The sequence below is a fragment of the Photobacterium sp. OFAV2-7 genome, from assembly GCF_022347985.1.
Classification (GTDB): Bacteria; Pseudomonadota; Gammaproteobacteria; order Enterobacterales; family Vibrionaceae; genus Photobacterium.
This window is the reverse complement of record NZ_JAKRFQ010000246.1, coordinates 1-6,096: the sequence shown is the minus strand read 5'-3', so window position 1 is coordinate 6,096 and position 6,096 is coordinate 1. Positions and strand designations below refer to the sequence as shown.

Here is a 6,096-nt window from a genome sequence, read left to right as displayed (position 1 = left end):
CTGAAGTTAATTGCATGAATTTCCGTGAGTAAGCTGCTGATTTCGCCGCTTACATACATGGCGAACGGGCCTTCTGAAATAATGTCATCGTTGGCGAATAATCCAGTAATAAGCTGGATGCTCAGCAAAGCAAAGAAGCAAAGCACCATATAACCACCTGCCGGATTGTGTCCGGGATGTTGAGTCGGTTGACTGTCCTTATTATGTAATGACGTCAAATAATGGATGACAGCCTTTGGAGAGCGGACAAAATGACGAAACTGGGCTGTTTCACTACCAACCAGACCCCACACTAGGCGGGTGAGTAGAAGAGCCAATAAGAAATAGGCAAGTGCGAAGTGCCAGTCCATGAGACCTTCCGTACCGGTATACCATAATCCGGCAACGGAACAGGCTTGCAACCAGTGATAACCTCTTACAAAGCTATCCCAGGTTCGCGTCGATACATTCATTGCTTATATCCTGTAATTGTTAATCAAGTGTGATTATTTTTACAGAATTAACAGTGTCATACCATGTTGCTTATGCCATCTTTTCAAACATTTACAATTTAAACGGTGCGAGAAGTGACAACCTATCTCTAGTTGGCTCCATATTGGAGCCAGCTTTCATCATCCAGTGTCAAGAAAGAGGATTTTCTGATTTCCAGAAGGGTTGTTCCTTGGTTTTGAGAGACAATCCCGACTTCATCAAGGTTCTGAACAAGATCACTCAACTGGAAGGGCTTACCGGAAAAGACATCGGTGGCGATAATGTTTCCTAATAAATCGGAAATCGCAAGGTAACTATTGGGTTGGCTAAGCTGTATTTTATCGCCTTGAATATTGAGCTTGGGACCAAAGAATTTAATGCCGACAGGAACATGCGTAATGGCCTTGGTCGGGACTTCTCGCATACCTTGGATTTGCATTTTGTCGCCACGCATTGCAGCGCCGTGCTCGGGGACGAATATCACAACCAGATTACGATGTGACTTTTTAAGCTGGTTTACAAATGCGTAGAGATCATCGAGCACATTTTTTTGCTGTTGCTTGTAGCTGATTAGGCTACTGCCTGAATTGCCTCGAATGATCCGGTTTCCATCATGGGCAGAAATAGAATTGTACAGGGTGACTGTAGGGGTATTGCGAGTTTGGTTAGTTTGGGTAAGCCACTGATTTAATACTGTGGCATCTCGGTAAATACTCGAGCCATCAAAGCTTTTCTGGTATGGCGACAACTTAGCAAGGTCGACAGCGGGAGAGAGCGCACCGATGTTGTTGCTGATGTGGGTCATGAAATTCCCAAACTCACCGTTGTGGTTCATAAGCAATTCATTATTGAAACCAAGTTGCGCCAGGTTTTCAAATAGCAGACATTGTTTGTTGCTTGCAGTTTCAAAGAGGCTGGTGTGTTCTTGTTGTCCACAACTGGCTCGCAGAAGACGAATAACGGCTGGGCCACTATAGGCTGTTGCAGAATTGAAATTTTCAAACAGGATATCAAATTCTGCCAATAATGGATGGGTAGCTTGGCCCGTTAGGTCGAGATCGTCCCAGGATATCGAGCAGATGTTCAACAGGAGGATATCAAAGTCATGGTTCAGGCTGAGTCCGTTTTGTAAGCTAGAACGTTTTTGCGTTTCATTAGCGAAAAAAGCCTTTCGGTATTGATTAAGGCTGATATCGTCAATGATGTCAGGAAGCTTTAATTCAGCGCCAGGAGGTTCTGCGGATAAGGCCGACACTGTTTGGGGCGGAGTGATACGGGCTTGATGTATGTCGTTTTGTGAAACATGGGTAGTAGGTACTTTGGCCTGTACATAGAGCGGCTTTTCAGTATTACTAAAACTAAAAAATACCATGGTGATCATTACCAGGCTCGTTACCCGAAAGACTTGCTGAGCAAAGTAGTAACCGATGAGGATAAGGCAGAGTAAAAGGATGACATCAAGAGAGATAAACCGGGTAAGCAGCTCAAGCAGATAGAGTGTATCGAATTGTAGCAGTTGAGAAAGTTGGGTGGTTAACCGGTCAAGTGGTGGTAAGAACGAGTCATAGTGAAACAGCCATAGGCCAGCAATCACGGCAATGATATGTTTGGCAGCCCTTAGCGCCTTGTTAGTCACAGGGATCAGTAGGAAAAAGAAAAAGGCAAAATTGTAGAGGGTCGAAAATCCTATTATCCCTTTAATTTTTAAGGCTATCTTGAGCAAAAAATAGATATTCCACCAGCCCAGAGACCAGGATATTTTTTCACTGAGTTGTTTCGATGTCATGATAAGCCATGTCCCTGCGTGAATTACAATACATCATCTTTGTTTTTGTATTTCTTGAAATAGCTAAGGTGCCTGTTTAGCCAGTGTCGACGTACTTGGGAAACGACGGAGTTGGTGAAAAAACCAAGTACAAAGCCGACAGCAATCGCAATCGAAATTGTCAGGATAAAATCAGTCAGATTCATGGTAGTACCCTCTGAGATTTCCGCTCTAGAGGAACGCGCTTGGCGTAGACGCGAGTCGTAGTCTTATGGCTAGGTAACGGTTTGCTTGTTCGCCAGCGCGTTGGTTTAGATTTGATGCTTTTGTTCAAATGTGGCGTTGTTGCGTTGGTAAGTTCTTCAATAATGTCAACCGGGTTGATAAAAACGCAATAACTTGAAAATAGCTCACTGACCTTGAGATGAAAGATTCCGTTTAGTACGTCGTCTATATCATTGGCTCTAATCGCACTTAAAAAAACATAAATAACACCATCTCCGATTGTGAGTAGATCGCCATCACGCCGTAGCTTACACAATGAAGCACACTCTGTTATGTCTTGGCTCGGGAGTTTGTTGAGCCTTAACAAAGCAAAATCTATTCTTAAACTCATTTGCTGTGAAATAAGTGACTTAACGTGCTGGGTGAACAACGTTATATCGCTTTGGCCTGAATAAGTGTAACGTGGCCGCAAGTTGAGAAGGTCTTCATATTTCTCCGGGAGCTGACCAACATACACTTGGTTCTGTATTGCGAGCGTCTGGCTGACAAAGTGAGAGAAAGAAACTTCGGCGGGAACGATAAGATTGACACCCGAGTCCAATAACAGGCGTTCATCAAAATAGCTGATACATTGGATGAGTTCCCTGACAATAATTTTCAGTTGAAGGCCACAAGATGTCCTTAGTTGGAAGGCGAAACGTGCTATCTCCTCAATTGCTTCATAGGAAACACATGGAAAAACGATGGTTGCTTTCCTGTTGGTCAATGATGCTTCTAGAATCTCTTCGGGAGTCTCAAAGAACCGAAACTGAGTTGGGGGGATTTCATTTTCTTTTAACAAAGAGGACAACGTTAAAATTTCTCGGTTGTCAGTGATAGTGTCGGTGATAGATAAATGGTGCAAGTACGCTTTGTCTTCGATTGGGGTATATGTCTTTTGGCTCGAATCGAAGTCGTAGTCGGCGTTAGTCATAATGCCCTGTTTGGTGTGGGCAAAAAGAAGCGTATATTGGTAATTCGTTTCATCTGAAGTACTCACGAGAGATGTGCTTTCAATCTGGTTGCAATGAGCCAATAACGCAGAAACGAGCGACTTATTATGGCGGACGTCATAAACGCAGAAGTACACAGCGATGTTTGACTGAAGTTGCCAGATTTTCAAGCGAGATAATGCAGCGCTGAGTTGTTCGTTGTTATCAGGTGAGAATAAACTGCTATCAGACAGTACAAATAATGTAGTACCTGATGTGAGAGGGATTTTTTCTATATCATCAAGTATCTGAACAATATTTTTCAGACTGTTACTACTCTTTAAAAAGAATACTTCATGATAAAGTGCTAAAAGCTTGTTTTTATTCTTATTAGAGAGTTGTTGGTAGCAATCATAAGAAGTATTAAACAGTAAGACGTGATAATCTGAGTCTGCTACATGTGGTCCTCGTAGGGAGCAAGGATCAGTTTCAAGCAAACTTATCACATTATCATCTTCTGAAAGAATAAAATTAGTCATAACCTATATTGCTCATACTCTCTTACAGTCACTAAATTTACATTTAAGGCAAGTTAGAGTTGATCGGTGTGCCAAATAGCCAAAATACGGATAAAGTACAATCAAATTATCTCAGTTTCGACTCCCACCAATTGTTAATAAGCCTAGTACCAAAATCGCAATTTGGTCAATTTTCAGCAGGATAAACTCATTGGGACACTCCCCATAACCAGCGAAACTCTGACGCATAAGGCGTTGAGGCAAAGAGGACAGCTATGAGTTGGTAAAGTCTGAGGCGGGGGTGACGCTTGCTTTTGTACCTGGCTCTCAACTAAGAGTAAAAAAAAGTGCAATAAAAAAGTCAGATTGTGGCCGTTTTATTAACTTCTGCTATTCTTATTATGTTGATAATTATGATTATAAGTAGAGAAGCATAATGTTGAGTGTATTGTTGAACTGAGAGTTAAAAGCAGTGAATAACTTTATAAGGATTTGCGGCTGATCTCTGTCATCAATACAATTTGGTTCATTAATATAACTATAAAGTGATATGGATATAGAATCAGATCTTTCTTACATAGCATCATCATATCATTTGGATGAGTTTGACTATGAAGAGTTTGCCGATAACGAAAGAGCTCGCATTATTAACGGGCGCTGGGGCGTTTTTGATGAAGTCAATGAGCGTCATCCGAAGTCTGTTAATGGAATAATAGAAACAAAAGAGCCATAACTTATTCTTCGAAAGGTCTAAATAGATGAAATTAATTGCTGTCTCTGGCTTGAAGGGCGGGGTTGGTGCATCTACGGTTGCTGCTAATCTGGCTGGTGGGCTTCATGATCTTAATAAGAAAATTGCTATTGTAGATCTGGACCTTCGTAATTTTCTTCGTGTGTACTTCTCGATGAAAATGACAGATGGCGATGGTTGGGCTAGCCGCGAATATTGTGGTGAGGATTGGGCTCTTGCCTTTCATCAAAGCCCTGCCGGGGTGAGTTTTCTTCCCTTTGGAGCACAAGCGAAACCTGTACTATCTGGCAGAGAGAAGAGTATTAGTAAACAGCATAAAGTCGATTTTTTTTCTGATCCCAAATCAGTGTACAGGCTGTCCAATAGTTTTTTTTCTGAGATGCTGACAACGCTTGCTGATCAATTCGACTATGCCGTCATTCATTTGCCATCCGTTAGTTTCACTAGCAGTTTCATGGAGCATCTGCGCGAGTTGCACGCCACTATTGATTTGCACTTAGTCGTGGTGAACCCCGATACAGCTTGTTATTCCATTCTCGATGCCCAAGGTATAAGTGTTAGCCAACTTTCCAAAATCAAACTGCTTGCGAATAAGTTCTATTCGACGAGTGAAGTGAGTAGTGACTTTTCCTTTTATATGAAAAAAGTATGGGGAGAGACCTTAATTTCAAGCCCGATTCATTTCGATGAAGCGCTTGCGGAAGCGACCGCTAATTTACAAACCGTGAGTTGCTATTCTCCCGGCAGTCTTGCCGCCGCTGAGTTCAAAACTTTAGCGTTGTGGAGTATTTCGGCACTCGGAAGTGATGAAGGCAGTTATGCTTAGCTTCATTGCAAGAGGGATTATCAAGCCCTCCGTTATCCAGAGCTTCAACAAACACCTGACGGCATATCCTGAAAGTGAGCATGCGTCGAGTTCAGGTCGTTTTATTTTGTTCATTTGGTTTTGTATCTGCTCTGTCGTTCTGCGGCCAACAGTTTTTGGGCTTCAAGCTTGGACATTGCCTCTCGCACTTTTCCCACATATTAACTTTGCCAGGCCTCGGTTTTTGGATCCGGTACGTTGCTTGATTCAGGCGTTATGGTTGCTTGTGGTTAGGCAAAACGGTGTGGGACGAACTCGACGAGAAGGTGGGAAGGTTAGCGACGCCTTAAAAGACGGCCTATTGTGGTTTATCGGCCTTCCTATGGCCGTCATGAACTGGGTTGGGGCGTGGGTCGAAAAGGCGGCAGATAAATCCCAATCAGTAAACCAGCGCGAAAGAGTGAGCTTCTCCAAGTTATTGCTGACAGTGTTGGTTGGTGTTGCTTCAGTGCTTTGTCTTACTGTTCCTTTTGCCTGGCAGGCCCAAGTCATTTTCGTGTTGTTACTTTGGCTGATGGCAATGATGATAC

Annotated in this window: 6 protein-coding genes and 1 pseudogene; 3 read left to right on the top strand and 4 right to left on the bottom strand. The window is 42.8% G+C overall.

Going from position 1 to position 6,096, the window contains the following annotated elements; genetic code table 11:
• The 4 genes from MHN01_RS13585 to MHN01_RS13570 form a co-directional block, all read right to left on the bottom strand.
• The coding region (locus tag MHN01_RS13585; protein ID WP_239411835.1) for a cytochrome b/b6 domain-containing protein at positions 1 to 452 on the bottom strand (452 nt) is incomplete at its 3' end.
• A 128-nt stretch (positions 453 to 580) separates the two neighbouring features.
• Positions 581 to 2,257: a cellulose biosynthesis protein BcsG gene (gene bcsG, locus MHN01_RS13580; protein ID WP_239411834.1), complete on the bottom strand. Its 1,677-nt coding sequence runs from the start codon at positions 2,255 to 2,257 to the stop codon at positions 581 to 583.
• 23 nt (positions 2,258 to 2,280) lie between these two features.
• Entirely contained in the window at positions 2,281 to 2,442 is a 162-nt protein-coding gene (locus MHN01_RS13575) for a bestrophin family protein (protein ID WP_239411833.1), read from the bottom strand.
• On the bottom strand, positions 2,439 to 3,971 hold the full coding sequence (locus MHN01_RS13570) for a BcsE family c-di-GMP-binding protein (RefSeq protein WP_239411832.1): 1,533 nt from the start codon (positions 3,969 to 3,971) through the stop codon (positions 2,439 to 2,441). Before MHN01_RS13570 ends, MHN01_RS13575 begins: the two co-directional genes overlap by 4 nt.
• Positions 3,972 to 4,500: 529 nt before the next feature.
• Here MHN01_RS13570 and MHN01_RS13565 point away from each other — a divergent pair.
• The 3 genes and pseudogenes from MHN01_RS13565 to MHN01_RS13555 form a co-directional block, all read left to right on the top strand.
• A complete protein-coding gene (locus MHN01_RS13565; protein WP_239411831.1) occupies positions 4,501 to 4,683 on the top strand; it encodes a hypothetical protein in 183 nt (60 codons plus the stop codon).
• Between the two features lie 25 nt (positions 4,684 to 4,708).
• Positions 4,709 to 5,527 carry a cellulose biosynthesis protein BcsQ gene (gene bcsQ / locus MHN01_RS13560; RefSeq protein WP_239411830.1) on the top strand — a complete coding sequence of 273 codons (819 nt, stop codon included), beginning with the start codon at positions 4,709 to 4,711 and terminating at the stop codon, positions 5,525 to 5,527.
• Positions 5,520 to 6,096, top strand: a pseudogene (locus tag MHN01_RS13555) (hypothetical protein); the annotation flags it as partial. The gene bcsQ and the pseudogene MHN01_RS13555, both read left to right, overlap by 8 nt.

Excerpts from the sequence above, each read along its gene's own strand:
- bcsG (WP_239411834.1), bottom strand. The coding sequence starts at position 2,257 with ATGACATCGAAACAACTCAGTGAAAAAATATCCTGGTCTCTGGGCTGG.
- MHN01_RS13575 (WP_239411833.1), bottom strand. The coding sequence starts at position 2,442 with ATGAATCTGACTGATTTTATCCTGACAATTTCGATTGCGATTGCTGTC.
- MHN01_RS13570 (WP_239411832.1), bottom strand. The coding sequence starts at position 3,971 with ATGACTAATTTTATTCTTTCAGAAGATGATAATGTGATAAGTTTGCTT.
- MHN01_RS13565 (WP_239411831.1), top strand. The coding sequence starts at position 4,501 with ATGGATATAGAATCAGATCTTTCTTACATAGCATCATCATATCATTTG.
- bcsQ (WP_239411830.1), top strand. The coding sequence starts at position 4,709 with ATGAAATTAATTGCTGTCTCTGGCTTGAAGGGCGGGGTTGGTGCATCT.